Origin of the sequence: Shewanella khirikhana (assembly GCF_003957745.1) — a bacterium.
GTDB lineage: Bacteria > Pseudomonadota > Gammaproteobacteria > Enterobacterales > Shewanellaceae > Shewanella > Shewanella khirikhana.
In genome coordinates this window covers 3,171,493-3,197,730 of sequence record NZ_CP020373.1, presented here as the reverse complement: position 1 = coordinate 3,197,730, position 26,238 = coordinate 3,171,493, and the positions used below count along the sequence as shown (strand labels likewise).

23 protein-coding genes are annotated in these 26,238 nt (G+C 55.0%); 11 read left to right on the top strand and 12 right to left on the bottom strand.

Going from position 1 to position 26,238, the window contains the following annotated elements:
* Positions 1-67: 67 nt before the first annotated feature.
* Positions 68-958, bottom strand: a complete 891-nt coding sequence (locus STH12_RS13980) for a LysR family transcriptional regulator (RefSeq protein WP_126168105.1) — start codon at positions 956-958, stop codon at positions 68-70.
* Between the two features lie 102 nt (positions 959-1,060).
* Here STH12_RS13980 and STH12_RS13975 point away from each other — a divergent pair, with 102 nt between their 5' ends.
* Both STH12_RS13975 and STH12_RS13970 read left to right on the top strand, forming a co-directional pair.
* Positions 1,061-1,531, top strand: coding sequence for a CidA/LrgA family protein (locus STH12_RS13975; RefSeq protein ID WP_126168104.1), 471 nt, complete (start codon positions 1,061-1,063; stop codon positions 1,529-1,531).
* 8 nt (positions 1,532-1,539) lie between these two features.
* Positions 1,540-2,229, top strand: a complete 690-nt coding sequence (locus tag STH12_RS13970) for an LrgB family protein (protein WP_126169532.1) — start codon at positions 1,540-1,542, stop codon at positions 2,227-2,229.
* Positions 2,230-2,361: 132 nt separating this feature from the next.
* Here the strand turns inward: STH12_RS13970 and STH12_RS13965 are convergent, their stop codons facing one another.
* Entirely contained in the window at positions 2,362-2,781 is a 420-nt protein-coding gene (locus STH12_RS13965) for a CBS domain-containing protein (RefSeq protein ID WP_126168103.1), read from the bottom strand.
* Between the two features lie 210 nt (positions 2,782-2,991).
* On the opposite strand from STH12_RS13965, the gene STH12_RS13960 reads away from it, so the two are divergent.
* From STH12_RS13960 to STH12_RS13945, 4 genes are all read left to right on the top strand, one after another.
* Positions 2,992-4,761, top strand: a complete 1,770-nt coding sequence (locus STH12_RS13960; protein WP_126168102.1) for an alkaline phosphatase D family protein — start codon at positions 2,992-2,994, stop codon at positions 4,759-4,761.
* A 248-nt stretch (positions 4,762-5,009) separates the two neighbouring features.
* On the top strand, positions 5,010-5,576 hold the full coding sequence (locus STH12_RS13955) for a phosphoribosyltransferase (protein ID WP_126168101.1): 567 nt from the start codon (positions 5,010-5,012) through the stop codon (positions 5,574-5,576).
* Between the two features lie 612 nt (positions 5,577-6,188).
* The gene (locus STH12_RS13950; protein WP_126168100.1) at positions 6,189-6,626 is read left to right on the top strand and encodes a hypothetical protein; all 438 of its coding nucleotides are present in this window, start codon (positions 6,189-6,191) and stop codon (positions 6,624-6,626) included.
* Positions 6,627-7,183: 557 nt separating this feature from the next.
* Positions 7,184-8,173, top strand: a complete 990-nt coding sequence (locus STH12_RS13945; RefSeq protein WP_126168099.1) for a transposase — start codon at positions 7,184-7,186, stop codon at positions 8,171-8,173.
* 317 nt (positions 8,174-8,490) lie between these two features.
* Here the strand turns inward: STH12_RS13945 and STH12_RS13940 are convergent, their stop codons facing one another.
* The 5 genes from STH12_RS13940 to STH12_RS13920 form a co-directional block, all read right to left on the bottom strand.
* Positions 8,491-8,715, bottom strand: a complete 225-nt coding sequence (locus STH12_RS13940; protein ID WP_126168098.1) for a hypothetical protein — start codon at positions 8,713-8,715, stop codon at positions 8,491-8,493.
* Between the two features lie 55 nt (positions 8,716-8,770).
* Complete coding sequence (locus tag STH12_RS13935; protein WP_126168097.1) at positions 8,771-9,019, bottom strand: hypothetical protein; 249 nt, start codon at positions 9,017-9,019, stop codon at positions 8,771-8,773.
* Between the two features lie 583 nt (positions 9,020-9,602).
* Positions 9,603-10,853 carry a glycerophosphodiester phosphodiesterase family protein gene (locus tag STH12_RS13930; protein WP_126168096.1) on the bottom strand — a complete coding sequence of 417 codons (1,251 nt, stop codon included), beginning with the start codon at positions 10,851-10,853 and terminating at the stop codon, positions 9,603-9,605.
* A 202-nt stretch (positions 10,854-11,055) separates the two neighbouring features.
* A complete protein-coding gene (pepN, locus tag STH12_RS13925) occupies positions 11,056-13,677 on the bottom strand; it encodes an aminopeptidase N (protein ID WP_126168095.1) in 2,622 nt (873 codons plus the stop codon).
* Between the two features lie 45 nt (positions 13,678-13,722).
* A complete protein-coding gene (locus STH12_RS13920; RefSeq protein ID WP_126168094.1) occupies positions 13,723-14,607 on the bottom strand; it encodes a DMT family transporter in 885 nt (294 codons plus the stop codon).
* 228 nt (positions 14,608-14,835) lie between these two features.
* On the opposite strand from STH12_RS13920, the gene STH12_RS21555 reads away from it, so the two are divergent.
* Positions 14,836-15,336, top strand: coding sequence for a cystatin domain-containing protein (locus tag STH12_RS21555; protein ID WP_218567748.1), 501 nt, complete (start codon positions 14,836-14,838; stop codon positions 15,334-15,336).
* Positions 15,337-15,439: 103 nt separating this feature from the next.
* On the opposite strand, the gene STH12_RS13910 is transcribed toward STH12_RS21555, so the two are convergent.
* The 4 genes from STH12_RS13910 to STH12_RS13895 form a co-directional block, all read right to left on the bottom strand.
* Positions 15,440-16,210, bottom strand: a complete 771-nt coding sequence (locus STH12_RS13910) for a substrate-binding periplasmic protein (protein WP_126168093.1) — start codon at positions 16,208-16,210, stop codon at positions 15,440-15,442.
* A gap of 109 nt (positions 16,211-16,319) precedes the next feature.
* A complete protein-coding gene (locus tag STH12_RS13905; protein ID WP_126168092.1) occupies positions 16,320-16,868 on the bottom strand; it encodes a DUF924 family protein in 549 nt (182 codons plus the stop codon).
* Positions 16,869-16,878: 10 nt separating this feature from the next.
* Positions 16,879-18,420, bottom strand: a complete 1,542-nt coding sequence (locus STH12_RS13900) for a PH domain-containing protein (protein WP_126168091.1) — start codon at positions 18,418-18,420, stop codon at positions 16,879-16,881.
* The gene (locus STH12_RS13895; protein WP_164551213.1) at positions 18,417-18,947 is read right to left on the bottom strand and encodes a PH domain-containing protein; all 531 of its coding nucleotides are present in this window, start codon (positions 18,945-18,947) and stop codon (positions 18,417-18,419) included. The genes STH12_RS13900 and STH12_RS13895 overlap by 4 nt, the downstream gene beginning before the upstream one ends.
* Before the next feature lie 169 nt (positions 18,948-19,116).
* On the opposite strand from STH12_RS13895, the gene STH12_RS13890 reads away from it, so the two are divergent.
* Both STH12_RS13890 and STH12_RS13885 read left to right on the top strand, forming a co-directional pair.
* Complete coding sequence (locus tag STH12_RS13890) at positions 19,117-19,434, top strand: winged helix-turn-helix domain-containing protein (protein ID WP_126168089.1); 318 nt, start codon at positions 19,117-19,119, stop codon at positions 19,432-19,434.
* A complete protein-coding gene (locus tag STH12_RS13885) occupies positions 19,431-20,888 on the top strand; it encodes an NAD(P)/FAD-dependent oxidoreductase (protein ID WP_237158626.1) in 1,458 nt (485 codons plus the stop codon). Before STH12_RS13890 ends, STH12_RS13885 begins: the two co-directional genes overlap by 4 nt.
* On the opposite strand, the gene STH12_RS13880 is transcribed toward STH12_RS13885, so the two are convergent.
* The gene (locus STH12_RS13880) at positions 20,869-21,879 is read right to left on the bottom strand and encodes a phospholipase C/P1 nuclease family protein (RefSeq protein ID WP_126168088.1); all 1,011 of its coding nucleotides are present in this window, start codon (positions 21,877-21,879) and stop codon (positions 20,869-20,871) included. The genes STH12_RS13885 and STH12_RS13880 overlap by 20 nt on opposite strands.
* 294 nt (positions 21,880-22,173) lie before the next feature.
* Between STH12_RS13880 and STH12_RS13875 the strand changes: the two genes are divergently transcribed.
* Both STH12_RS13875 and melR read left to right on the top strand, forming a co-directional pair.
* A complete protein-coding gene (locus STH12_RS13875; RefSeq protein ID WP_126168087.1) occupies positions 22,174-24,960 on the top strand; it encodes a TonB-dependent receptor in 2,787 nt (928 codons plus the stop codon).
* Positions 24,961-25,182: 222 nt separating this feature from the next.
* The gene (melR, locus tag STH12_RS13870; RefSeq protein WP_335925339.1) at positions 25,183-26,100 is read left to right on the top strand and encodes a transcriptional regulator MelR; all 918 of its coding nucleotides are present in this window, start codon (positions 25,183-25,185) and stop codon (positions 26,098-26,100) included.
* Positions 26,101-26,238 lie beyond the last annotated feature (138 nt).

The window sequence follows — 26,238 nt, the reverse complement described above, 5'->3', positions numbered from 1 at the left end:
TATCTGGTTTCAGCCAGACTCCCATTAAAAACACCGGCCACAGCGCCGGTGTTTTCAATGGCTTAGATTACAGGCCGCCCAAACGCTCCTTCACCAGGGCTATCATGGCCTCGGCGGCAAACGACAGCGGCTGGCCTCGGCGCCAGAACAGCGACAACTCCCAGTGCAGATCCGTCTCTTTCAGCGGCACGCTGACAACCCCTGCCACCGCATGCCGCTCGGCGATATAGCTTGGCAGCACCATGGCGCCCGTACCTGCCGCCACCAGGGCGATACCGAAATCCGGGTGGCTCACCCGGGTCACATCCATGGGGGTAAAGCCCGACTGTTCACAGGCATCCACAACCAATTGATGCAGCGCGTATTCGGGTTCAAACAGGATATGAGCTGTGTCTGCCAGTTCATGCAGCGCCAGTTCTCGTCTGTGGGCCAGAAAGTGTTGCCGTGGCAACACCACCACCATGGGATCGCGGCGGATCCTCAGCCCCTCAAACTCACTGCCAAGGGCGGTAATGCCGGTGGCAAGTTCAATCTCTCCCTTGCGCAGCGCGGTGGTTTGCTCGATACCGCCCCGCACCAGCAGCTGCATATCAATCTTGGGATACAGGCTGCGAAAGCGGGCAATCACAGGGGCAAACAGCTCGGCACTGCCCAGTGGCGCCAGGCCAAACTTGAGCCTGCCACTTTTAAGACTGCGCATGGCATCGAGTTCACCGAGCATGTCATCCCGGGCCGCCAGCAGCGCCAAACCATGGCGATACACCACTTCTCCGGCTGGTGAGAGCCGCAGCGACACGCCGCGTTTGCCACGCTCAATCAGTTGTAAATCGAGGGATTCTTCAAGTTGGCGTACCGCCTTTGACAGCGCGGGCTGCGTCAGATGCACCTTCTCCGATGCCTTGGCAAAGCCGCCGGCATCCACCACTTCGATAAAGTACTTGATGGCCCTGAGATCCAATTGAATATCCTTTCGGAATGTAATCTATGCTTAATATTCATTTTTTTTATTCAAATAACAACCCTAGACTAGGCACATTGTTACTCACCCGAGCGAGCCAAGATGACCCTTCAGGAAGGTAAAGCCAAGCTGAAACGCAGCGCCAGGCAGGCAGGTTTAACCCTGGCGCAGGCGGCTGCTATCTGTTTGCTGGCCTGGCTTGCCCATGGGTTGGTGCTGTTTTTCGATTTGCCATTGCCCGGCGGTGTGGTGGGGCTTGGGGTGCTGTTGCTGCTGTTATCACTCAAGTGGGTGCCTGAGCAATCATTGCAGGCCGGTGCGGCCTGGCTACTGGGGGATTTGCTGCTGTTTTTCATTCCGCCGGTGATTTCGGTTATCCAATACGAAGCCGTGCTGGAGCAATACGGCGCCCGCATGCTGGGCTTTTTGGTGGCAGGCAGCGTCACTGTTTTGCTGGGCACCGCCTGGGTGGTGGACCGCGCCTTTAAGTTTGAGCGCAAAATGCGTCTGGCACGGGACAGACGACTGGCCCATCAGGCATTGGCTGCTGCGCAGGCCGGAGCCCTGAAATGAGCCCCGAAATGAGCCACAGCCAACTGGCACTGCTGAGCCTCGTTATCACCCTGGTGGGCTATTACGGCGCCAAGCGACTTCATGGCCGCTTGGGCTACTGGTGGGCCGCGCCCATTTTGCTGGCGCCAATGCTGATTATTGCCGCTGTGCTGCTGCTGGATATTCCGCTACCAAGCTACTTTGAATACACCCATTTTCTGGTGTTGCTGCTGGGGCCTGCCACCATTGCATTTGCGCTGCCCATTTACCGCGAGCGCGCCCTTATCGGCCGTTATCCCATCACCCTGACCCTGGGCGTGATGGCCGGGCTGTTGCTGGGGCTGTTGTCATCCTGGGGGCTGGTGAAGTTGTTTGAGCTGCCGCCCGAGCTTGGCCACAGCGTGCTGGTGCGTTCGGTTTCCACCCCCTTTGCCATGGAGGCCACCACCGCATTTGGCGGCGTGCCTGAGCTTACTGCCATGGTGGTGCTGATGACCGGGGTGATAGGTATGTTGCTGTGTGGGCCGCTGTTTCGCCTGGGCAGGGTGCGCTCGGCGCTGGCGCGGGGCGCAGCCCTCGGCGCTTCGGCCCACGGTGCCGGTGCCGCCAAGGCCCGTGAGTACGGTGAGGAAGAGGCCGTGGTTGCCAGCCTGACCATGATTTTTACCGGCATTGCCATGGTGCTTACCGCACCACTGTTTGCCATCTTGCTGGTGTAGTGCGGCGGTGACGAATGAGTCGCAGCACTTAAGACACTCAGCTGTGATTGCGTATCAGTCACAGCGCTTGAATTAACCCCTTCGTTGACCTTTGTTGCTTGTTGTTTGCCGGCCCCTGTGGTCGGCTTTTTTTTATGGTTGCAGCAGCCGCTTACACAGCTTCACAAAGTCTGATGAGGTTACTATGCCAATCACCTTGCGATCGCTGCCAAGCACCGGCAGGCAGCCCAGTTTGTTTTCGATAAAGAAGTCCACCACCACGCTAAGCGGCTCATCGTCGCTGATGGTATCGCTGCCTGCATCCATCAATTCGGCTACCGAAGTCATGCGCTCTTTTCTGTCCAGCCCGCCCTGACCGTATTTGTTGAGCACATTCACCAGGGTCGACACCATCTTCTTGTGAGTGAGTACCCCCTTGTACTGGCCATCGGTTTCGCCAATTACCGGCAGGTGGCGCACCCCGCGGTTTTGCATCAACAGGTGGGCGTCCTTGAGGGTGGCTGCATCGCTGATACATACCGGTGCCGCTGTCATGATGTCTTTGACTAGCATAATCTTCTCCCTGATGACGATAGTGGGGTTAATCCCCGGCTGGCGTGGCATTTACAGAAGTATAGCATCCTGTATAACTGGTTGTTTTTCAAGATTGTTGCAGCAAAGGGCTTACCAAGTGTGTCATGCTTGTGTAATAGTAATGTTGCAAACTAAGACTCATTAGACCTCATACCACTTTAACTGCATACAACCAAAGGAATAATAATAATGAAACGGTCTTATTCACGTCGTGACTTTCTGGCCATGTCAGCCAAAGGAGTGGGCGCAGCCGTGTTGTCTTATGGTCTCATGGGCTGCTCCAGCAGCGATGATGGCACTCCCGCCGTTGCCGTCAACTTTCTTCACGGTATTGCCAGTGGCGATCCTGCCCATGATGCTGTGATCATCTGGACCCGTGTGACCCCCGACAGCGATGGCGATGTCAGCGTATCCTGGCAGGTGGCCAAAGACGCCGACTTTAAAGATCTGGTCACCGACGGCAGCACAGTCACCAATAAAGACAGAGACTACACAGTTAAGGTGGATGCCATGGGCCTGGCCGCCGGCAGCACCTACTATTACCGCTTTATGAGCGGCGATAAAACCTCGGCCACCGGCAAAACCCAAACCTTGCCAGAAGGCGCCGTGTCACAGGTGAAGCTGGCAGTAATGAGCTGCGCCAACTTCCCGGCCGGTTACTTCAACGTATACGAGCTGGCCGCCGCCCAGGGCGATTTGGATGCCGTTATCCACCTTGGCGACTATATCTACGAATACCCCCGTGGCGGCTATGCCAGTGAAAATGCCGCCGCCCTTGGCCGCGAGGTGCTGCCAGCGCATGAGCTGCTGAGCCTGAATGACTACCGCACCCGTTATGCCCAGTACAAAGGCGATGCCAGCCTGCAAAAACTGCATGCGGCCGTGCCCTTTATTACCGTGTGGGACGACCACGAAGTGTGCAACGACGCCTGGCGTGATGGCGGCGAAAATCACAACGAAGGCGAGGGCGATTTCACCGCCCGTAAAGAAGCCGCCCTGCAGGCCTATTTTGAGTGGCTGCCTATCCGCCCATGGCGCGAAGGTAACCACGAAGAGATTTACCGCAGCTTCGCCTTTGGCGATCTGGTGGACCTGCACATGCTGGACACCCGTCTGCTTGGCCGTGATGAACAGCTGCAATTCGAAACCTACCTCGACCCGGCCACCGGCGCCTTCGATGGCACCAGCTTTATGGCCGATGTCACCAGCACCAGCCGCACCATGCTGGGTGCGCTGCAACTGCTGTGGCTGCAAAGCAAGCTACTCACCAACTCTGCCCGCTGGCAGGTGCTGGGTCAGCAGGTGTTGATGGGCAAGATGTTGCTGCCTGCGGCCATTGCCACCCAGCAGCTGTCGATTCCCCAGTTTGCTGAGCTGGCTGCGCTGGCGCAGCTGGCGGCCCGCGCTCAGGCTGGCGATCCTACCCTGACTCAGGAAGAGCTGATGTACCTGGCGGCCAATCAGCAGAAGCTGACCCCGGAGGTGATTGCCCTGCTGCAACTGCCGTCTATTCCATACAACCTGGATGCCTGGGATGGCTATGCCTACGAGCGCGAGGTGATCCTCGGCACCGCCAAGTCGAAAAATGCCAACCTGGTGGTGATTGCCGGTGATACCCACAACGCCTGGGCCAACGAACTGCGCGATGTGAATGGCGACGTGGTCGGGGTGGAGTTTGCAACCAGCTCAGTGTCTTCTCCGGGGCTAGAGTACTACCTGCAACTGCCGCCAGAGCAAATTCCGGCTACCGAAGCGGCTGTGGTCGGTCTGGTGGACGACCTTAAGTACGCCAACCTCAAAGACAGAGGCTTTATGGTGCTCACCTTCACCGAAGCCGAAGTGCGCAGCGACTGGCACTTTGTGTCGACCATTCTCGATAAAGACTTCAGCGAAGCCACAGATCGCCGCTACAGCGCCCGCACGGCGGTGGGCAGCCACGTGATTGAGCCGCTTGCCTGAGCTGCGGCTTAAACCTAAAAAATCCACCTGCGGGTGGATTTTTTCGTTGTGGCTGGAGGAAATTCTCCGCCTTGTTATGCTTGCAGCAGTCAAGGCGCAAAAATTTGTGTAAAATGCGCGCCCAAATCATGCAGTAAGGCGGGTTTGGGCCCTGTCTGCGCACCAGCTCCTGCCGTTTTGCCATGCCCTTTGCAGCAGGCGGCAAAGGATTAAAAAAAACACAATAATGATGATGGGGACAAAAGACTATGTCAGATAAACACTACATTACCGCCCAGCAGCTGCTGGAAGACTCCTTCCGCCTGGCGGCCCAGGTATACGAGAGCGGCTTTCGTCCGCAATTTATCGTGGGTATCTGGCGCGGCGGCGCCCCTATCGGTATCGCAGTGCAGGAATACTTTGATTTTAAAAAGGTAGACACTGACCATATCGCGGTACGTACCTCCTCTTACTACGGCATAGGTACCGACAAGCAGAGCAAAGAAATCAAGGTGCACGGCCTGCATTACATCATCGAAAACTGTAACGCCGACGACGGTCTGCTGATTGTGGATGACGTGTTCGACTCGGGCCGCAGCATTCACGCCCTTAAAGAAAAACTGTCGCAGCTGATGCGCCTCAACATGCCCCGTGATATTCGTATTGCCTGTCCATACTACAAGCCGAAAAACACTGCCGTGCCGTTAAAGCCGGACTACTATATCCATGCCTCTGAAGACTGGCTGGTATTCCCCCATGAAGTTTCGGGTTTGACTCCGGATGAGATTGCCAGCGGCAAGAGCGATTTGAAAAACATCGCCGAGCTGTTTATCTAACGCTTTGAGCTAAGCCCGCCTGACAACGTGAACAGGCAACAAAAAGCCGTGTTACTGTGAATCCAACAGACACGGCTTTTTTGTGGGCGCCGATTTGTTGATAAAGCGTAGTGCAATTCCTACGCTTGCCCAGCCAGTGAACCTTATGCCAAGATGCTGATTTGATGGATCAAAGTACTTATCAGGGACGCAGAATTACACTCCAGCCCGTGCGGTAGCCATGCCCACGCTAAATTGCAAGGCGTAAAGGTCATGCTCGATTGGCACGCTTTGCTTCTTTGTTTAACGTAATAGCCATTTAAAAACAATCCCTTGCATCAGTCAGCAAGGGAAATAACAGGCGAGAAACCGTGCCGGCACGTTTTGCTGTGGCAAGCTATCTGGACAAAACGGACTAAGAGATTAATTATATTGAATATTAACCGGCACGGTTTTGACTGGTTTGAGATGATAAACGAGCCAGCACGCTTTACTGTGACAAGTTATCTGGACGAAGTGGACTAAGAGATTAAATATATTGAATATTAGCCGGCACGCTTTTCACTGGTCTAAGGTGATAAATGAGCTGGCTCGTTATACAAATGTTAAGGCTCCAATAACATCTGAGCAAATATGAAAATAATTCTGATATCTTTCCTAAGCATCATATTAATTGGAATACTTTTGAATTGGTTCTATCCATTTAAAAAGATTGAACTAGTAGTAATGTTCAAACTTTACTCGAAAGGTTCCGGTCTAGATGATGGCGTGCAGAATATCATCCTTAGTAGTAAGGAAAAGTACGGTAACATTATCAAAGATGTATTACTTGAAGAACGCTTTGGCTCTTGTGCAGAAATGGCTGCGGTAACTTTCTCAGAGATGGTTATAGATGAGCCCGGCGTAAGAGAGGCGCTTACCATTGTCAGGGATACGCACACAGATAAGGGCGTATCTGATTTAATTGCAGCAATTCTAGAAAGCACAGTTAAAAGAACACTTATGTCATCTGATGACAGCGTATCTGCTTATCATATAGAGCTTATTGAAGATAATGCCAATAAAAAATAAAGCCTTAACAAGTGGCAGCAATCGGACCTCCGGCCAATGTCACGTTTTTTGGCGTTGCCAAAAAAGCGCGCCATTAGCCTCCGGCCGTTGTGCCAGGCGTTATGTGCTAGCAGAGTGTTTATGATAAATAAATATTTTCAAATAACTTTATGCCTTTGTCTTTTTTCTTCGAATTGCCTAGCTCACGGTGAAGAAGTTTTACTTATTCCGTTTGGTCAGTTTTTGGCGCTTTTCGCAATTTCACTGATGTTATGGAAGCTGCCGTTCAAAGGACGAATGGTTAAATTTATAGCGTGTGTTTTAGCTGTTATATCTATGGGATATATTTGGACATTGGACAATTCTCAATTACCTTCATCGCCGACAGACTTTGACTATTTTTTTATTGGCTTTGCACCTCCGGTAGGCATCGTTTTAATATCATATCTATTTCAAAAATTTAAGAGTGAAAGTGGCACATAACAAAAGGAAAAGACAGGACAGCCATATCTTTTTGATGTTTTGCATGCCCTTGACTAGGCTTTGAAGTACCTTGTTTGAACCCGTCGAGGCTTGCTATGACTACAGCCCGTCGTCAGTTGATTGATGCTGAAAGTACGCCCTTCTACCATGTGATTAATCGCTGTGTCAGAAGGGCGTTTTTGTGCGGGGAAGATGCACTTTCCGGTCGTTGCTATGAACATAGGCGTGGCTGGATAGTGGATAAAGTCAGGCAGTTATCGTCGATATTCTGCATTGATGTGTGCGCTTATGCAGTGATGTCGAATCACTATCATTTGGTGCTGAAAATTGATTTGGCGGCTCAAAAATCTTTGTCACAGTTTGAGGTGATAGAACGTTGGACAAGGCTCTTTAGCGGCAATCCCGTTGCGGCAAAATTCTTAAAGGGCGATAGCCTGTCGGCAGGCGAGAGCATACTGCTGGATACGCTGATTAGTGACTGGCAAGAGCGGCTTGGCAGTATCAGTTGGTTTATGCGCTGTTTAAATGAAGAAATAGCCCGAAAGGCCAATCGCGAAGATGGTTGCACGGGGGTGTTTTGGGAAGGGCGCTTCAAATCTCAGGCGTTGCTGGATGAGCAAGCACTGCTCGCCTGCATGATGTATGTAGACCTAAATCCGATAAGGGCAGGCATAACTGATTCATTGCAAGCATCTGATTACACTTCGATTCAGGAGCGAATAGAAGAACTTGCAGAACCTAAACCCGTGAACGCCTCGCTTAAGCCATTGCTTCAATTTGATGGTGCAGCCACGGCCGCCCAGCAAACCGGCATTCCGTTTCACTTTGCCGATTACCTTGAGCTTATCGATTGGACTGGCCGCGCGGTGCGGCAAGATAAGCGTGGTTTTATCGAGTCTTCAAGGTCAAAGCTGTTGGCTGAACTTGGCATCAGTGATGATGCCTGGATAACCTCAGCCAAGGAGTTCCGCCGTCAATACAGTGGGATGAGCGGCCGGTGGGATGCCATGTGTGCGATGAAGGCCAAATCTGGCGGTAAATGGTGTCGGGGTAAGCGACAAAGCGAAGCCATTCATCCTGGTTAACTTGATAAATTCATTCCGTCTTCACTAAAACAGGCCTAGCCTGTGGTTTGTATGGGTGTAAATCAGCATTTTAAATATGTATCCCTGCATCGTCTGATTTTTCTATAGCTTTTCTGACAATCAAAACTGGATTTTACGGTATTTGAGAAGAGTCGTGCCCTGTCAGTTTGTGTGGTAAGTGTTTAGGATGTCCTGTATCTTCTTGTTGGTTAAGTTTCACTTCGCTACACATTATAACCAACAATTTTAGTCCGCTTAACGCGGCGTTATGTAAAAAATTAGCAGAAGTCGAATGTAACCAACTTCTGCTAATAAATTTAGATAAATCGAACGATGTACTTTTCACCATTGGCATCAATCTCGTAGAACTTTGAACCTGATTCTTGGGCATCCTTTAACATTTGGTACATGTTCACTGCTTGCTCAAGTGTAGGTAGCGCTTCGCTAAACTTGTCTGTGTTTGCTAGCTTTAAGATTTTATCTTCTAATTCGGGGGTTATACGTACTCTACGATCAGCGGTGGTTTTTTTTGCTGTAGACATAGTTTCCTCTCATTTTAAAAAGACGTCGGCTTTTACACCGACTATCTTGCCCCTATCAAATAAAGTACTGCACAGCGATAGCCATAACCGCTGAGATTGCGCCACCTAATAAAGCATCGGTCAGAGATGGCATTTTTAGCCACTTTTTCTTTCGCTTTTTCGGTGTTGATGGGTACATCTTTACTTTGTCAGTACCCTGTGCGAAATCTTGCTCTGTTTCGCATGTTTCTTGTAGTTTCACCTCAACTTTTGTTGATTCAATGGTGACTTCAAGCGTACGAGAGTTATAGGTTTTTACTTTCATGTTCTACATTCCTTACGGTTTGTAGCCCACGTTTCTCACTAACAGAATGTCGAGCTCGGACTAACTAGTTAGTTTGGCTTTAAGTGAGAAACTAACTCGACGTCTGTGTTTAGGTTTTGAGAAACTCATCTTCTCGAATATCTATTTGATATTATTCTCATTAATACTCCTTATATTGGTTAATAGAGCGCACACATCGCTGTTCATGCGGAGTGTGCTCCTTTGTACTCCGTATTGAGCACAGTCCAATAATAGGGACAAAAAGGGGACAAGTAAAGCCTTTTTTTGGTTTTTTGTGCATAAGAGGCGTATGAAAGGCGTTCAAGAGGGATTCTCAACACTTAAAAAAGACAGGACAGCCAAATCTTTATGATGTTTGGCATGCCGTTTACGCCCACGAAAAGAGAGAATTCAGGACAGCCAAATCTTTCTGAAATCGTACTTTGAATCCGAAGGCTTTCTCCAATCCATCCAAGACTCTTGTTTAACGCAGTAAAAGGCCGTGTCACAGACACGGCCTTTTGCTTTTTACGTTTTGCTTTGTTGGTTCCACCCTCTGCCGAGGGCGGATATTTAACGCCGGTTACAAGCCTTTGCAGTTGGCGTAGTAGGTGACGGTGGCGGGCCAGTCGGAGAACACCCCAATCACACCTATGTCTTTGGCGAGCACGTCGAGCAGCTCGTACACCACGCCTTCGTTGTTGGTTACATCTGTGATGCTTTGATAGTACCAGCCGCCGCCATCGGTGAGGTGGCCGGAGCGCTCCAGCGTCCAGGTGATAATCTTGAGTCCGGCGGCCTTGGCCTGCGTGGCGTAAGGTGAAGGCGCTATCTTGCCGTCGGCGCCTACTGTAACCAGCATCCACAGTGGCGGGGCGATAATTTCCACGCCATCGGCCTTCAGCGTGGCCATAGTGGGCTGCCAGGTGTCGGGGTTCATGGGGTCGAAACCGGCCTGGGTTTCATCTCTGTCGTCCAGATACACCGCCTGATTGCCAAACTCAGGGGCGGTGGCAATCCAGTGTTTTACGTCATCCAGGTTGAAGGATTGCGGGTAAACGCTTGCGCCGCTCACACCTGCCGCCTGATATTCGGCCACCAGTTTATCGGCATAATCCTGCTGACTCATGCCATCGAATGGCATGGTCACCGCGGGGGCCTTCAGTTCCGGGGTCATCTTCACTCCGGCGGCCTTGAACATTTCAATCGACTGGGCGTGGGTCATCAGGGTGCCGGTGGCAGAATACAGATCCGTGCGCCAGCCGGGCGTGCCTGCCATATAGGCTTCCACTGTGGTGGCCTTGGGGTTGGCGCCATCCATCTTGCCCTTAAGGCTCATAAACTCTTCCAGGGTGATGTCGCTGGTGCAGCACTTGGCCGACGCCGGGGTGTCGGTTGCGGCATCAAAGGGGCTGAAGGGCACGCTGCATTTGGCGGCCAGTTCCGGTACTGCCAGGATGTTGGTGGTGGTGTGCAGATCGCACTGAGAGTGACGGCAAACCAGCGCCTTATCGGCGGTGAAGGTGACGTCACATTCCACCACGCCTGCGCCCGAGTCGATGGCTGCCTGATAAGACTCGCGGGTGTGCTCGGGGAACTGCATGGCCGCGCCTCGGTGGCCGATTGACAGGTCGCTGCGGTAGAAATTCATGCCGTGGCAGGCTTCAAGTTCACTCTTGAGTGGGCCGTCTGTCATCTGCGACACCAAATAGGCAGGACGCACTCCCACTTCAGCAGGCACCTTGGGCGCCTCGGGGGGGTTGTCGTTGTTGTCGTTACAGGCACCAAGCAGGCCAAGTGGCAGCAGCCAAAGCAGGGATTTTAGTTTTAACATCTCGGGTCGTGTCCTTGGGTGGATATGAACTCAGGAGCCCAGATGCTACTGGCCCAAGGTGACGGCGCTGCGACGCTGAGGTGACAGGAGTATGACACTAAATGATGCTAACTGTTTGCTGCAAAAAGATTTTATCGGATTGCATATTGAAAAAGCCCCTGCGAAGGGGCTTTTTTGTATCGAATGGCCAGGAGTCATGCACTCAGGGCAGGCGCGTGACCACATTCACGCAGCGCTGCTGCAATTGGCGTGCTTCCAAAAGGGCGCGCTCCATACCGCTTGAGAGCTTGGGCTTGGCAGCCAAATAGTTGCTGATGGCCGCTACGCCTTCGGCGCTGCAACTTGATGGGATAAGTGCGGCGGCAGAGCGGGCAAACACCGGGCCTCTGGCATCCAGTTCGGTGAGCATGGCAAAGCGTTCATCGCTGCTCGCCTGTGCCAGTAGTTGCTGCTCTGGCGGATACAGGGAATACATGGCAATGCGAAGTTTGGGAAACGGCTCGCTGCCGGCGGCAATCTTGCCAAGCCACTGGCGCTTGATGCTGGCGTCAGGGCGCTGCACCTTGGCGCGGATAGCGGCCTTCTGGCCTGAGTCGCTGCTGTCCCTGGCCAGTTCATCGCGAATGCGACGCTCGGCGCCTATGGCATCGAGGCGGTTCAAGCGGGCGATGATATCCCAGCGTCTGTCCTGATCGATTTCCAGCCCCTGAATGCGGCTGGCGCCATCGAGCAGTTCGTCCAGGTGGCCAATGGCTTCACCGCCATAAGCGAGCGATACATAGGCATCGAACCAGTTGCCCTGAAGCTCGCTGTTGCCGCGGCTTTCCATGGCGCGGCGCAGGCTCATTTGCGACAGTGCCAGCAAGGCCTTTTGGGTGAATTTGGCCGATGCTGCCGGGGCGCTGTGGAGGTAATCGGCGCTGCGTTTGAGCTTGTCGATAATCTGGTTGCTGATCTGCAGATCCTGCTCCTTGGGGGCATTCACCAGCGCGGTGGCGATAAAGTCCTGCAATGGCAGCTTGCCGTCTTCAACGCTGTCCCAGAGGCTTTGCCACAGCATGGCGCGCAGCAGCGGGTCTTCGGCTCGGGCCAGATGGCTGCGGGCGGTCTCGAAGGAGCGGGGATCCAGGTTAACCTTCAGATAACCCCAGTCCTGATAGTTGGGGTACACAAGCTTGGGGCAGTGCCTGCCAATCAGCGAAGGCACCTCGGTTTTAGCCCCCTTGAAGGTGACTTCCACCACCCGGTCGCGGTGCAGGCCATGGCGGTCGGCATCGAACAGCGCCAGTTGCACTTTTTGCTCCCGCAGCACCGGATACTCGGCCGGAGCGCTTTGCAGCAGGCTAAAGCGGCTGATAACGTCGCCCTCACAATCGAACTCGGCCTGAATATGGTTTACACCGGGCTGATACAGCCAGTCCTGGGTCCATTGGTTCAGGTCTTTGCCGGAGGCCTTTGCGAGGCTTTGAATAAAGTCGTCCAGGGTCGCGTTGCGGTAACTGAACTCATTCAAGTAGCTGGCAACGCCGCGGCGGAAGGTTTCCTGGCCCAGCAAAATGCTCAGCTGACGCAGGCTGGCGGCACCTTTTTGGTAGGTGATGGCATCAATATTATCAAAGGCGTTACCCGAGGTGGGCACGGGCACTTCGATGGGGTGGGTGGTCACCAGGCTGTCCTGGGTGTAGGCGCGCTGCTTACCACCTGCGTAAAAGCTTTGCCAGGCATGGGTGAATTCGGGGATCTTCTCCAGCGCCATGGTGCCCATCAAGGATGCGAAACTCTCATTCAGCCACAGGCCATTCCACCACTTCATGGTCACCAGATCGCCAAACCACTGGTGGGCCATTTCGTGCATGATAACGCCCGCAAGCGATTGCTTTTGCTTGAGGCTCATCTCGCCACTGCTGACAAAGCCCGACTCAGAGAAGGTGATGGCCGCGGCATTTTCCATGGCGCCGTACAAAAAGTCCGGCACCAGCAGCTGGTCATACTTTTTAAAGGGATAAGGGATACCGAAGTAGCCTTCAAAGTAATCGATGCCCAGCGCCGTGTAGCGGAACCAGTCTTCCGGGTTCACCTTGTCGGCAATGGACTGGCGGGCAAACAGGCGCATTGGATATTTGGCGCGGCTGTCCTGCCACACTTGATAGGGGCCGGCGTGCAGCGAGAAGTTATAGGGGCTCAGCTTTGGCGTGGCCGGGAAGTCCCACACTTTTACATTGCCCTCGTCGGTCACGCTGGTTTCGCGCATGGTGGTGATCACCTGCCAGTCGGCGGGAGCTTTCACCCTGACCTTATAGCTTGCCTTGAGGTCTGGCTGGTCAAACACGGCAAACATCTGCTGGGCGGCAGCAGGCTCGAAATGGGAGTACAGATACACCTTGCCATCGACCGGGTCTTCGAAGCGGTGCAGGCCCTCACCATTGGTGCTGTGGGGGCGGCTGAAGCTCACTTCAATGCGGTTTTGGCCACTGGTAAGCAGCTTGGGATTGAGCACAAGGTAGCTGCCGTTGTAATTGGGGTATACCTTGGCGCCGTTGATCGCAAGGCCGGTGACTCTGGCCTGATTCAAATCCAGCGTCAGCGGCGAGAGGGTATCGGCCAAATCGAAGGTCACAGTGCTGGTGGCGCTGAATTCACGCTCGCCGGTCAGCGAAAAATCCAACTCGTAGCTGACATTGCTGACCCGTGCCGAGCGGGCGGCGGCTTGCTCGGCGCTGATATAAGGCGTTCCATCGCGGCCACCTGTGGAGCCGGTTGTGGCGGCGCAGGAGGCCAGAGTGAGCGCGGCTGCGGCCACCCAGATTTGGCTTGATAATTTCACGGATGCTTCCTTCAGTTGCCGGTAGGCGGCTTGTATTTTTGCCGCTTAACTTACCCCATGGGCGTTGGCTTGACCAGTGCGGCGAGGCGGTCTGGCGAGCTGGGCCTGGGCAATGCCGCTCAGCAGAATAAGGCCGCAGCCAGCCCATTTAAGTGCCGACATGGGCTCGTTAAACAGCCAAAATCCAGCCAGTACCACGACCAGCGGCTCGAGATAGGCGAGGGTGCCGAACACCTTGGCGGGCAGGGCGGCTATCGCCTTTACCGCGAAAAGTATCGCCAGAAAACCGGGAAACAAGGCTGCCATCGACAGCCAAAACCAGTCGTTGCCGCTGGGAAACGGCAGCTGCCAGATCAGCGGTAAGCAGCAAAGGGCGCCCACCGACAGTTGCACCCAGGTTTTGGCAAAGGGATCTGCGCTGGCGGGTACCTGCTTGTTTATCAAAATAAACGCGCTGTAGGCTGCGAGACAGGCCAGGGCGTAGCCCAGCCCTTCGGCCTCGGCGCCCTGGGTGTCGAGGGAAAACTCCTGCAACATGGCAAAGCCAAAAAACGCCAGCAGCACCAGTCCCAGAGAGGCCTTTGTCAGCCGCTCGTTAAACAGGAAGTGGGCGCCGATGGCGGCTACCGCAGGCGCCAGATACACCAGCATAATCGCAAGCGACATGGGAATGGTTTCGATGGCTTTTAAAAAGCACAGGATAAAGCTCGCCAGCAGCACGCCGCCAAGCACAGTGCCCCAATGGGGAAGGGCCAATAAGCGTTTGCCCTGACCTTTCATCAGCACAAACAGCATCAGCACCAGGGCGCCGAGGGCCAGACGATAAAAGGTGAGGGTGGCGGCATCGAGGTCGCCCAGGCGGGCAATAATACCTATGGTGCCCATCAATATGGCCGAGCAGGCGGCCATCAGATAGAAGCTGGATTGCATAAACAGGGCGGCTGGTTATTGTTATGGGCAGCCAATGTAGCCGGTTGATCTGATATCAGCAAGCGCCCTGTCCGGGCTTGCGCTTTATTGGCGCGGCTCGCAAAAGTTGCGCCCGTCAGTCAACCTAAAGGCGGTTTTTGCCCTGGCACGAATAGTGGCATCCCAATAGTTTGATATAAAAATGAAAATGGAAATTCATCATCGTCTTTGAACATAAGGATGTGGCATATGCATCGGATTTATATCGGTTTGCTTGGCATGGTGTTATTGGCGGGCTGCGGCGACAAAGCCGGGAATACTCAAGCTGTCGCTGACTCGCCTGCGGCGCAGCAAGCGTCTGCCCAGGAAGCAACAACACAGCAAGCGTCAGTACAGAAAGAGTCGGCAGCGCAAGCAGCAACTCAGGGAGACATGGCAATGGTTCAGGATGGTATTAAAGATTGTATCCCCGGCGATGGCTTACCCGGCGGCTGGCATCGTCAGGAAGAAGTCAGTGACGACGCCAGGGCGGCGCTGGATACCGTGCTCAGGCAGATGAACACGGCGGCCAGGCTGAAGGATATTCGTGAAGTGCGCACCCAGGTGGTGGCCGGGCTGAACTACGCCATTGAGTTTGAACTCGATAACGGCGAAGTGTGGCACACCAAGGTGTATCGCGACCTTAAGGGCCACTACAGCATGAAGGATGTTGCCGTCCACGGACCGCTGCTGCCGCTGTGTCCCCGCTAGTCGCTTGCTGAGGCAAGGCTGGGCGAAAAACACAGAACCTCAGCTGGGCTCGCGGCTTATCTTAATCTTATATAGCTATAAAGAGCCAAAGGCCCTGCCGGACTTATTCATCGTCCGGCAGGGCTAACATATCGCGGTATTTGAGCCGCAGCGCGTCGAGGGTGCCGTCTTCGCTGATTTCCCTGAATCCGGCGTTAAAGTCGTCGCGGATTTGCTCTGAGCGAAACGCGAAGCGGTAATCCAGTGGTGGAAAGATGCAGTGCTCATCGACATCCACCAGTGCATCTTTGAAACCCGCATCCACTTCCTGCTTACGGTAATAACCAAAAATACTGCGCTCGAGGATAATGGCGTCGGTGCGCCCCTTGAACAGCAGGTGGATTTGGTGCCGCTGGGCGGCAATTTCACTGTAGCTTTCCTGCTTGGCAATGCTGTTGCCAAAGCTATCCCCAAGCAGCCTGGATGCCTGCTGAAACGCCACCACGCTCTTGTCCTTTAAGTCTGACATTGAGGATATCGACAGGCCTCTGGATGCCAGGGTAAATACACAGTTGTGAAAGCGAATGACAGGTTCAGAGTAAAACACCCCATCGAGCATATGGGGCTGGGTGTTGATGATGCCATCGAGCTGGCCTTCTTTGAGCTCGCGAAAGGTGCGGGCGAGGGGGCGGTAATGCACCACCGTCATATGACCCCGCCGTGCCAGCGCGTGCTTTAAGATTTCGAGCTCAAGCCCGGTGTTGTTTTGCTGAATAACGTAGGGGGGAATGGCAAAGCTCACCCCTACGTTGATGCTGTCTGCCCACACTGGTGTGGTTATCCCTCCCGCCAGCAGCGCCAGCAGCGGAAGGGGAAGGCGATGTTTGTTACCCATGTTTGCCTTATGTTCTCAGGAGAAGGCGGCTTGATAATATTTTTGGTGCCGCACTGAAAAGTAAGCTGATTTGAGTCTAGCTCACCCGGTGAATTTTCACCTTGTTACCCTAGAAGGAAGAACCAGGTTGCTGCAAAAAGGCCTCCTCTTCGTCGCTGGATTCTCGGCCTAAAATCGCGTTTCTATGGGGGTAGCGACCGAAGCGGTCGATGATAGCCTTATGGCGAATTTCAAACTCCAGATTGCCTCGGGCCGCATCGCTGTTAAACAGTGTCATGGCGACCTGATGGATGACGGCCGACTCGCTGTGCATATACGGCATGTACAAAAAGGGCACCATCTGCGCTGGCAAGGCCTTGTCGGCACCGAGAGCAACCGCCTCCTGGGCCAGCGCCAACGCCATGGGATCGGCTTCAAAGGCGGCTGGGGTGTCGCGGTGAATATTGCGGGAAAACTGATCCAGCACTATCACTTCTGCGAGTCGTCCCAAAGGCTCGGTACGCCACTGATACAGCTCGCCTTTTTTTGCCGCAATCAGCCAGTCGCCAAAGCGGCTCAGAATGCTGTTATCGAAGGCCTCATCCTTTTGCCACCAATGTCTGGGGCTGATTTCTTCAAACCAAAAGTCGATAACGGTTTGCCAGTGGTATGCAGCCATTGAATGCTCCTTAAATCCAGTTGTGATTGTCAGGTCGAACCCGGTCGAGGGCGGCTTTTGCCATGGCTTTGGCATCGCCAAGGGGGATCCAGGGCAGGCGCAGTTCGCCGCTGGCCAGACCTATGTTTAAGGTGGCAAAGCCAGCCTTTCGCTGCCCCGGAGACTGCACTATGGCAAGGTGCTGCACCTTGCACAGGGCAATCCGCTTAATGCTTTGACCAAGCAGGCCGCTGCGATGCCAAATCACGCCATCGCCCATGCGATAACCCCAGTGGCGGTATCTGAGCCACATCCCCAGCGCCGTAAGCGTTGCTGCGGTCAGCGCCAGCTCTATCGCCACCCAGTTATTGGAAAAGGCTATCACCAGGGTCGCGACCAGTGCGGGCAGCAGCAAACGGCGACTGAGCCAGCCACTGCTTATCGGCAGAAATTCTGCGGCGGCAGGGGGCTTGTCACTGTTGCCGGGCAAGGCGGGCAGCGCATCGAGCAGTTCGCTCAGCTCCTCGCGGGTCAGCGCAGGTACCAGCAGCGGCAGCTTGACGTGCTGCTCCACTTCGTGGCCCTGCACCTGGCGGAAAAACAAGGTCCAGCGCCCCAGCAGCCGGGCGATCGGCGGTTGGTTGAATTCCAGCAACTGCACCCGGCGCATCGCCAGCGCATCCTGCTGGTGGGCAATAATGCCGCCGCTGCGCTCAAGAGTCGGCTCTGTTTGCGGGCCAAGGTGCAGTTGATAGGGGTGATACTTCAAAAAGGCGAACAACACTGACAGCAGCGAAAACAGCACATAGCCCAATACCGCCAGCGCAGCCATGGTGAGGCTTGCCATCAGCGGTCCCTGTTGCTTAATTTGCAAAGCCGCTTCCAGCCCCAGTGACTCGATGATTTTGTCCATTGGCAGCTGGCCCATAATCGAGCCCGCAAACACCATAAACCAGACAAAGTTATTGTGGTACAAACCGAAGATAATCAGTTCTTTGGGCGAGCGTTTGACCAGCACCTGCCCGGCGTCAGCCAGATTGTTAGCCTGAGTGTCCTGTAGCAGACTGTCGTCATCATCCAGGGCGTCAGCGCCGGTTTGATTTGCCTCTGCGAAGCGGCGCTGCTTGCCCAGTAAATGGGATTTAAGCTGCTGGGCGCCAGCGAGTTCCATGGCGGCAATGCTGACTTCATCATTCTTGGAGCCCGCAGTCTCCACCACCAGGGTACACAGCTTTAAGGGTTTGAAATAAAACGGCTGATCCAGCCTGACGTTCTGAATTTTATCGAAGGGGAGCTCATCTTTGCGGATAAACCACAGCCCGCGGCGCACCTCGAGTTTGTCTGCGCCCGGGCGAAAACGGTAGGTAACATACTGGATAAGCGCGTAGCTGATGATGCCAAGCAACACCGCCAGCGCCACCCCAATCACGAGCGGCGAGTCGAAACCCTGTTTCCAGCCGGTAAAAACGATAGGGATCAGTGCATAGCCTTGAGTCAGCACACCTTTTGCCGTGCCCAGGGTAAAGCTGACCACAGACCAGGGCGACAGTCGCTGCCACGGATTATCACTCATGCGTCACGCACTCCGGCCTTGGCCAGAATATGACCGCGAAGGCGTTCGGCGCTTGCCATGGTCAGGCCGCGGATCTCAATCTCGGCCCGGCCGCTGCCGGCGCTGAAGCATTTGAGCGACGCCAAATCGTAGCGGCGCTCCACCGGCCCCTGGGACAGGGTCACATGCTGAATGCGGCTGTAGGGCAGGGCGGTACGGGTCTGCCACCAAAAGCCTTGCTGACTGATGACTTCCTGCGCCGAGACGCCGTAGCTAAGACTGTGGGCCCAGCGATGGCACAGCCACAGCACCAGTGCACACAGGCTTGCGCCAATGCCGTTCACTATCAAAAGTGGCATGGCACCTGCGTGGGTGAAGATTAAAAACAGGCTGATGGCGGCGAGTACCACCAAAAAGCCGACGGCCGTGCTGGCCAGCAGCATGCCCGGATAGCGCTTATCCACCGGCATCAGCTCGGGCGCATCGAAGGGGCTCCAGTCTTGCTCCGGCAACAGGAATGGCTGCGAAATGGCATCTTGTTCCTGCATTTGTTTCATCCTTGCCACATTTTCTGGGATGTTTGGCAATATAACAGTGAAAACTCATATAAATCCAGCGGTTTGGCCAAACACTCTGTTGGGGCAGCAGCGAAGCGAAGACGCTTGGTAAGTCACGAAAATTCGCGTAATTTGAGGGAAATACGTTCAGGAGTGAGCCATGGCCAAAGACATCGACAGCGAGCCTCAAGTGAGCAAGCAGCATAAAGCCTTTCTGCGAAAATTGTACCTGGCGCACCTGATGGACGATGAGCGCCACAACCTGTTGTCGCTGGGTAAACTCACAGGTATGCCCAGGCGTACCCTGCAGGACGCCATTGCCAGTTTTGGCGATATAGGTATCGAGGTGGAGTTTGTCCAGGACGGCGAGCGCCACAACGCCGGTTACTACCGGGTGCGTACCTGGGGCCCCATCAGCAGCGCCTGGATGGATACCCATCTGGATGAAGTTAAAGCTTTGCTTGGAGTCGAGTCGTGATCCCGGCTGGCGGCCTGAACGAGAGCCTGTGGGCCCATACCCTTGGCGAAACCATGGCCCCAAAGCCTGCCCTTGAAGGCGATATCGAAGCCGATGTCTGCATTCTCGGCGCCGGTTATTCCGGGCTGTGGACCGCCTATTTTCTGAAGCGCTTTAATCCGAGCCTCAATGTCGTGGTGCTGGAAGCGGCCATGGCCGGTGAGGGCGCTTCCGGTCGAAATGGCGGCTGGTTTATGGGCAGTTTTGGCGGCGATATCGACTATTTGGCGATGCTGGATGGCGAGCGTCGCGACCGCGCCAGGCAGCTTATCACAGGCACTGTGGCGAAGGGCGGTAGTCTGCTGGCCAGCCTCGGTATCGACTGCGATTTTCACCATGGCGGCAATTTGCATGTGGCGGCGCGCTACCCACAGCAGCTTAAGCGCTTAAAGGCCGAGTTTGAGCACTTTCGTGCCTCCGGTTTTGATGACTCAGATATCCGCTGGCTCGAGGCAGATGATGCAAAAAAGGCGCTGAATTTACCCGCCACTGAGGCGGCAATTTTTACCCCGCATTGCGCCAGGGTGCAGCCGTTAAAACTGGTTCGGGGGCTTGCCCGGGTAGTCGAAACTCTGGGCGTGAAGCTCTATGAGCAGAGCGCCGTGACTGAGGTTCAGCCGCAGCAGGAGCGGCAAAAGGCACTGACCGCCAAAGGCAGTGTCACGGCCAATATTCTGGTTTCGGCGCTCGAAGGTTATCAGCGGCTGCTGGGGCTTGATGGCAACACCAGTTTGCCGATATTCAGCATGCTCTGTGCAACCGAGCCACTTGACGAGGCGCAGTGGCAGAGCATTGGCCTCGACGGCAGGCAGACCTTTGCCGATGCCTCGCGGCTTATCACCTATGGTCAGCGCAGCCATGATGGCCGTCTGGTGTTTGGTGCCCGCGGTGGCTATGGCTTTGGCGGCGCGGTTAAAACCCGTTTTGGCTTTCAGCCAAGGCGTCTGGGTGAGCCGCCCATGGGCGATATGTTTGACCTTCGAAGTGAGCTGCTCAGCGCCTTTTTCCCGGCCCTCAAGGGGGTTGAACTGACCCACGGCTGGGGCGGCTGCCTTGCGCTGTCGCGCCGATTCAGGCCCCACGCTATTTTTGATAACACCACAGGCCTTGCCTTTATCGGCGGCTATGGCGGCGAAGGCGTAGGCGCCAGCATGTTGTTTGGCGAAACCCTGGCGAGCCTGATTGTGAAACCCGACAGTGAACTTGCCAGTATGCCCTGGGCCTATCAGGGCAAGGTCACGGAAATCTTAAGGCGCTGGGAGTCTGAGCCCTGGCCCTGGCTTGGTTACAGCAGCAGCGGCGCGCTGTTTCGCGCCGAAGAAAAGCTGCTGGTTAGCCGCCCCCAAAGCAAACTCACATCGGGGGTATCCAAACTTGCCGATGCCCTCGAAGCTTTTATGAACCGGACCGATTGAGGGCGCCGGACTGCTTAAGCCATATCCCCAGCGCCACCACGGTGGCGTCCACTGCCGCCTTGTGGCGGCCGGCAACAAAGCCCTGATAGTCAGGGGTACATCTTTGGTCGTTAATGGTGAAATCCCCCATTTTATCAATGGGTTTTAGCTGCTGGTTATAGCCAGAAAAATACTTGTGGCCGATATCCTGTTGCCAAAAAATTCCCCAGCGCTGGTTGCAGCCTGCCATGGGCGCACTCAGTGCCGTCAGGGTTTGTCTGGCCGTGGTGTCCCGCAGTTGGCTTAGAGCAGCGCTGACGCCAGGCCCGGACGCTATCCCATCGAGCTGCGGGCAACGCATACCGGTCAGCGTCGAAACCGGCCAGGTATCTATGGGGTCGCTGATACTGAACAGGCCGCGAAAGCCCCAGCCGAGGTAACTCACCAGCGGCGCGAACTCAGGTTTCCAGGCGATGATTTTCGGACCGTGATACACAGGCGCGGTATGGGCCGGTACGGTCACATCCTGGATCAGATGGATTAACGCGCCGAGATAATAGCCTTGCTGGCTGCTGTCTGCCTCCGTAAGCCCTGTGACGCCTGCCTGCCATAGCCTTGCCATCGACATATCCGTTTTGCCCGACAGCCGCTGGGCGTCCGAGGTCTTATCCGGATGATAAAAATGCCAGTTATGGATCCGAACCTTCATCGGGTAAAGCGCCTTGGCCTGGTCGCTGTCCATCAGGGTATCGGGCAGTTTACCCGCGCCCTTGTCCATGGCCAGGTTGCCAGCCATCACCTGCTGTTTAAGCTCGGCGCTTAGCGGCATATTGCACTTTTCCAGCACGTCAAAGGCAGCCTGAGTCAGCTTGTGGTGGCCTTCGTTTGGCTCGTAAGCCTGCGCGGCGGGGCTTATCAACATCAGTGGCATCAGTCCGGCCAGCAGACTGCGGGCACGACGGGCAACGCCTCTTGTTGAGTGGCGGGATAACGCAAAGGGAGAGGGGGTCACATCGACGTCCGTTTCTTGTGTTTCCCCGACTCTAGCAAATGCCAGTGGGGTCGCCAAGGCGCGCAGGCCCGCTTTCGGGAACAACTATGCCAAAACCGGGAATGAGATAAGCACATGGATTTCAGTGCGTTGTGTTTGGTTAGCAATCGGGAAACAGAACTTTGGGTTCCGGATGTCGTGCGCTTTAGTCGGGCCGCTAAATAGGGGCAATGCCGTGAGGCAGCAACCAACCCCACATCGTTGCCGTGGTATCGCAGCGTCTTGGGGCAACACCCAACAAGAGGCAGGATAACCATGAAAAAACACACTTTGGCGCTGGCCATTGGCTGGGCGCTGGCGGGGGCCATATTGCCCGCCTGGGGCGCAGAGCCGGACACTAACGACAAAACCACCGAAAGCACCGCAGAAGAGTCCAGCGATAAGCAGGCCGTGGATGAAGTGATTGAGGTGCGCGGCATCCGCAGCAGTTTAAAAGAAGGCCAGGAAATCAAGAAGCTGGCCGACAACGTGGTGGATGCCATCGTCGCGGAAGACATCGGCAAGTTCCCCGATGAAAACATCGCCGAGGCACTGCAGCGGATCCCCGGGGTCAGCGTCAGTCGCAGTAACGGCGAAGGCCAGACAGTCACGGTGCGCGGCCTGACCGGCAATTACAATATCACTACCCTCAATGGTCGTAAGCTGGCGTCGGATAACCCGTCCCGCGACTTCAACTATGATGTGATTGCCTCTGAACTTATTAGTCAGGTGCAGGTGCACAAGACACCCCAGGCGCACCTCACCGAGGGCGGCATAGGCGCGGTAATCGACGTGAAAACCGCCCGGCCGCTGGATATGGGCGAATTTGTGCTGGCGGGCAGCCTGCGCGGCGCCTACAACGAGCGGGCCGAGAGCCTGGATCCCCGCGCCTCACTGCTGATCTCCGACACCTTCCTTGATGATACGGTTGGTGCGCTGTTTTCGTTGACCCACTCCAAATACACCAACCGTCACGACGCCTATGGCGCCGCTTCGTTCCACGCCCGCGAGGTGGATATTGGCGCAGACGGCAATGTGGAATATGCCAATGCCCGTTTCCCGGGTTATGTGCAGCTCACCTCCTATGAAGATGAGCGTGAGCGCACCGGCAGCACCTTTGCGCTGCAATACCGGCCGCTTGATAACCTCGACATTACCCTCGATGGTCTCTACAGCCAGTACGATATCGACTCCCGTGGCAAGCAGCTGTCTGTGGTGACTTACTCCGAGTGGTGGCTGCCTGCGCCCAACGGCACCTACACAGATGCGCTTATCGGCGACGATGGCTGGGCCGACCGTCTCGCCTGGGAAGGTCCGGCGTTGATGGACATAGTCGATACCCGAAGCCCAAGGCGCAACACCACCTGGCAGCTCGGGCTTAACTTTGCCTGGATGCTGGACGACCTGACCCTGACCCTGGATATGGCCGAGTCCCGCGCCAAAAACGAAAACAATGGTGATAACAAATACATAGTCGCACGTTCCGGCATTCAAAGTGCCAGCGTCGATTGGACCTCGGGCGGCGATGTGCCGGATATTCTGCTGTCTGAGCCAGTAACTCCGGACGGCACCTTTGGCGCCTGGTATACCAACAGCGATGGCATTGGGGTGGAAGACAAGACCCGCCACTTTGCCTTCGATGGAGTGTGGGAAAACGAGGGGCTCTTCAGCAAGCTGATGTTTGGCGTGGGGTACGATACCCAGAAGAAAGATCGCCTGACTTTCCGCTCGGTTAATCCATCAATTTTTGCCGGTGAAAACCTCGATAAGGTGAATGCCCCGTCCTCGGCGCTGGTGAATTTTTACGGCCATGAGTGGTGGCAGCTGCCCTCAAGCGTGATGCTGCCGGGCGGTATCAACGACTTTATGAACGGCATAGATGCCAATATTCCCGATGACTGGGCCAGCGTGGATGTGGATGCCCTGTACGATTATCTCGCCACCCTCGACCCGGCTGCGGCGGCGCTGTTGCAGCCTGAGCTTAAGCTGGCGCAAACCTTCAGCATCGAAGAGAACATCTTTAACGCCTATGTTGAAACCAACCTGACCGACAGTGTGTTTGATATGCCGTATCTGGTGAACCTGGGCCTGAGGTACGTTCGCACCGATGTTACCTCCAGTGGTTACACCCAGAACATCCATAAGCTGGAGTTCGATGCCAATGGCGATCCTGTGGATGACAGCTGGATGGCAACCCAGCCGGTGGCCGAGGATTACAGCTACGATAACTGGCTGCCAAGTATCAACGCCAAGCTGGATGTGACCGACGAGCTGGTGCTGCGGGCGTCCTGGTCGCAAGTTATCTCGCGCCCATCGCTGTGGGAGCTGTCGCCCTATACCTATATCGGCATTACCCCGAACGAGCAGGGCGTGCGATATCTTGAGATGTCGGTGCCGGATCTTAAGCCTTACACGGCGGATCAGTTCGATACTGCGCTGGAATGGTATTACTCCGATGAAGGCACCCTGGCGCTCGCCACCTTCTACAAGGATGTGGCCAGCTTTATTAAATGGGACAAAACTCAGGAAGAGATTGGCGGTCAGCCATTTGAAGTGTGGCGCCCCTACAATGACGACAGAAGCTCGCTTATCCGCGGCTTTGAAATCGCCTGGCTGCAAACCTTCGATGCCCTGCTGCCCTTTGAGGGCCTTGGGATCCAGGCCAACTACACCTACAACGACAGTGTTTCGGCCGAAACCGATGATGAAGGCAATCACAAGCCGTTTCCTGGCCTCTCGGACGACCAGTACAACCTGGTGGCCTTTTACGAGCATGACGGCTTTGAGGCGCGTATTGCCTACAACTACCGTTCGGGCTTTTATCTGGGTGAAGCCTGGTCCTGGGTGGATAACGACTGGCTTGCCGAAGAGCGCTGGGCCAATGCCAGCAGCTGGCTGGATATGAGCATGAGTTACGACATCAACGATAACTTTACCGTGACTGCCGATGTCACCAACCTCGAAGACAAGGTCTACACCGAGTATTTGGCAGACCCATCCCATATCACCTACGCCGCCAGCTATGGCAGGCGTTTCTCTCTCGGCCTGCGGGCGCGTTTCTAGGCCCGAGCCTTGCTGGCGCACCTGCCTTCCCGGGGGCGCCGGCTTTTCCTGGCATGCTGATTTACCAGGATTATCAGAGACCTTGTCTCATTTTGCTGGCCGTCATTGACGGCCTTTTTTATTTCCCGAAGCTTTATTTCCCGAAGCTTTATCTCCTGAAATCAGCACTTTTATTCCTGAAAACTCAGCTGCTGATTGAGTAGATTGTATGCAATGTTTAGTATGAGCAAAAAAATCATAAGAGCCATCGCCATGCAAGACTGGATAACCCGCATCGCCTTTGACAACGCCAGCCCCCTCGTTACCCAGGCCAGCGAACACAAGTTCGGTTTTCAGGTACATCAGCCCGAAATCATGGCGCACAGCCATTGGCATGGCCATGTGGAAATTAATTATCTATTTGATTGCTCCGCTGATTATTTGATTAATGGCCACAAGATAAGCGTGCCAGAGGGCAAGATGATCATCTTCTGGGCGTCGATTCCCCACCAGATGATCGCCAGCCAGGGCGATGGCTATATGGTCAATGTCTATATTCCGCTGCAGGCCTTTCAGTCGTGGAAGTTCCCATCTGAGTTTGTCGGCTTGCTGCTGCGGGGCGAGGTGCTGGTGTCGGACAAGCTGCACCTGAGCGACTATGAGCTTACCCGTCAGTGGGAGCAGGACCTGACCCGGGGCGACCCGGCGCTCACCGCTCAGGTGGTGAGTGAAATCCGCTGCCGCATCCGGCGAATGTCGGTGGAGAAATACACCCATTTTGGCCTGGCCGAGCAGGAGGTGCCCCGAGAGCTCAAAAGCCCGGTCTCGGGGCTGTTCCACATAGATACCATGCTCAGGTACATCGCTGAGCACTACGATGAAAAAATCACCGTCGATAACGTGGCCGCCGCCACCGGGCTGCACCCCAACTACGCCATGAAGCTGTTTAACAAGGTGATGAAAATCTCCATCAAGCAGTACATCAACCGTTTGCGACTGCAACATGCACAGGCCTTGCTGGTGGATACCGAGCGTGGGGTGCTGAACATTGCCATTGAGGCGGGGTTTGGCTCCATCAGCCGCTTTTACGACATCTTTCAGCGCGAACTCAAAATGACGCCACAGGAGTTTCGCGCCCGCACCCAAAAGATGCGCGCATAACCTTTTTCGGGAACTGGAAGCGGGGAAAACGCACGTCGTCCCTGCGGGCAACTGGCATGCTGGCACTTAGGCCCAGTCAGAAATCAAACGTCTGTAAGCTGTTAAAAACCAATTAAAATAACCCTATGGAGATTGCAA

Excerpts from the sequence above, each read along its gene's own strand:
- STH12_RS13900 (WP_126168091.1), bottom strand. The coding sequence starts at position 18,420 with ATGAGTGATAATCCGTGGCAGCGACTGTCGCCCTGGTCTGTGGTCAGC.
- STH12_RS13930 (WP_126168096.1), bottom strand. The coding sequence starts at position 10,853 with ATGTTAAAACTAAAATCCCTGCTTTGGCTGCTGCCACTTGGCCTGCTT.
- STH12_RS13950 (WP_126168100.1), top strand. The coding sequence starts at position 6,189 with ATGAAAATAATTCTGATATCTTTCCTAAGCATCATATTAATTGGAATA.
- STH12_RS13955 (WP_126168101.1), top strand. The coding sequence starts at position 5,010 with ATGTCAGATAAACACTACATTACCGCCCAGCAGCTGCTGGAAGACTCC.
- STH12_RS13890 (WP_126168089.1), top strand. The coding sequence starts at position 19,117 with ATGGCCAAAGACATCGACAGCGAGCCTCAAGTGAGCAAGCAGCATAAA.
- STH12_RS13920 (WP_126168094.1), bottom strand. The coding sequence starts at position 14,607 with ATGCAATCCAGCTTCTATCTGATGGCCGCCTGCTCGGCCATATTGATG.
- STH12_RS13945 (WP_126168099.1), top strand. The coding sequence starts at position 7,184 with ATGACTACAGCCCGTCGTCAGTTGATTGATGCTGAAAGTACGCCCTTC.
- STH12_RS21555 (WP_218567748.1), top strand. The coding sequence starts at position 14,836 with ATGCATCGGATTTATATCGGTTTGCTTGGCATGGTGTTATTGGCGGGC.
- STH12_RS13875 (WP_126168087.1), top strand. The coding sequence starts at position 22,174 with ATGAAAAAACACACTTTGGCGCTGGCCATTGGCTGGGCGCTGGCGGGG.
- STH12_RS13965 (WP_126168103.1), bottom strand. The coding sequence starts at position 2,781 with ATGCTAGTCAAAGACATCATGACAGCGGCACCGGTATGTATCAGCGAT.
- STH12_RS13935 (WP_126168097.1), bottom strand. The coding sequence starts at position 9,019 with ATGAAAGTAAAAACCTATAACTCTCGTACGCTTGAAGTCACCATTGAA.
- STH12_RS13940 (WP_126168098.1), bottom strand. The coding sequence starts at position 8,715 with ATGTCTACAGCAAAAAAAACCACCGCTGATCGTAGAGTACGTATAACC.
- STH12_RS13895 (WP_164551213.1), bottom strand. The coding sequence starts at position 18,947 with ATGCAGGAACAAGATGCCATTTCGCAGCCATTCCTGTTGCCGGAGCAA.
- melR (WP_335925339.1), top strand. The coding sequence starts at position 25,183 with ATGAGCAAAAAAATCATAAGAGCCATCGCCATGCAAGACTGGATAACC.
- STH12_RS13975 (WP_126168104.1), top strand. The coding sequence starts at position 1,061 with ATGACCCTTCAGGAAGGTAAAGCCAAGCTGAAACGCAGCGCCAGGCAG.
- STH12_RS13905 (WP_126168092.1), bottom strand. The coding sequence starts at position 16,868 with ATGGCTGCATACCACTGGCAAACCGTTATCGACTTTTGGTTTGAAGAA.
- STH12_RS13960 (WP_126168102.1), top strand. The coding sequence starts at position 2,992 with ATGAAACGGTCTTATTCACGTCGTGACTTTCTGGCCATGTCAGCCAAA.
- STH12_RS13970 (WP_126169532.1), top strand. The coding sequence starts at position 1,540 with ATGAGCCACAGCCAACTGGCACTGCTGAGCCTCGTTATCACCCTGGTG.
- STH12_RS13910 (WP_126168093.1), bottom strand. The coding sequence starts at position 16,210 with ATGGGTAACAAACATCGCCTTCCCCTTCCGCTGCTGGCGCTGCTGGCG.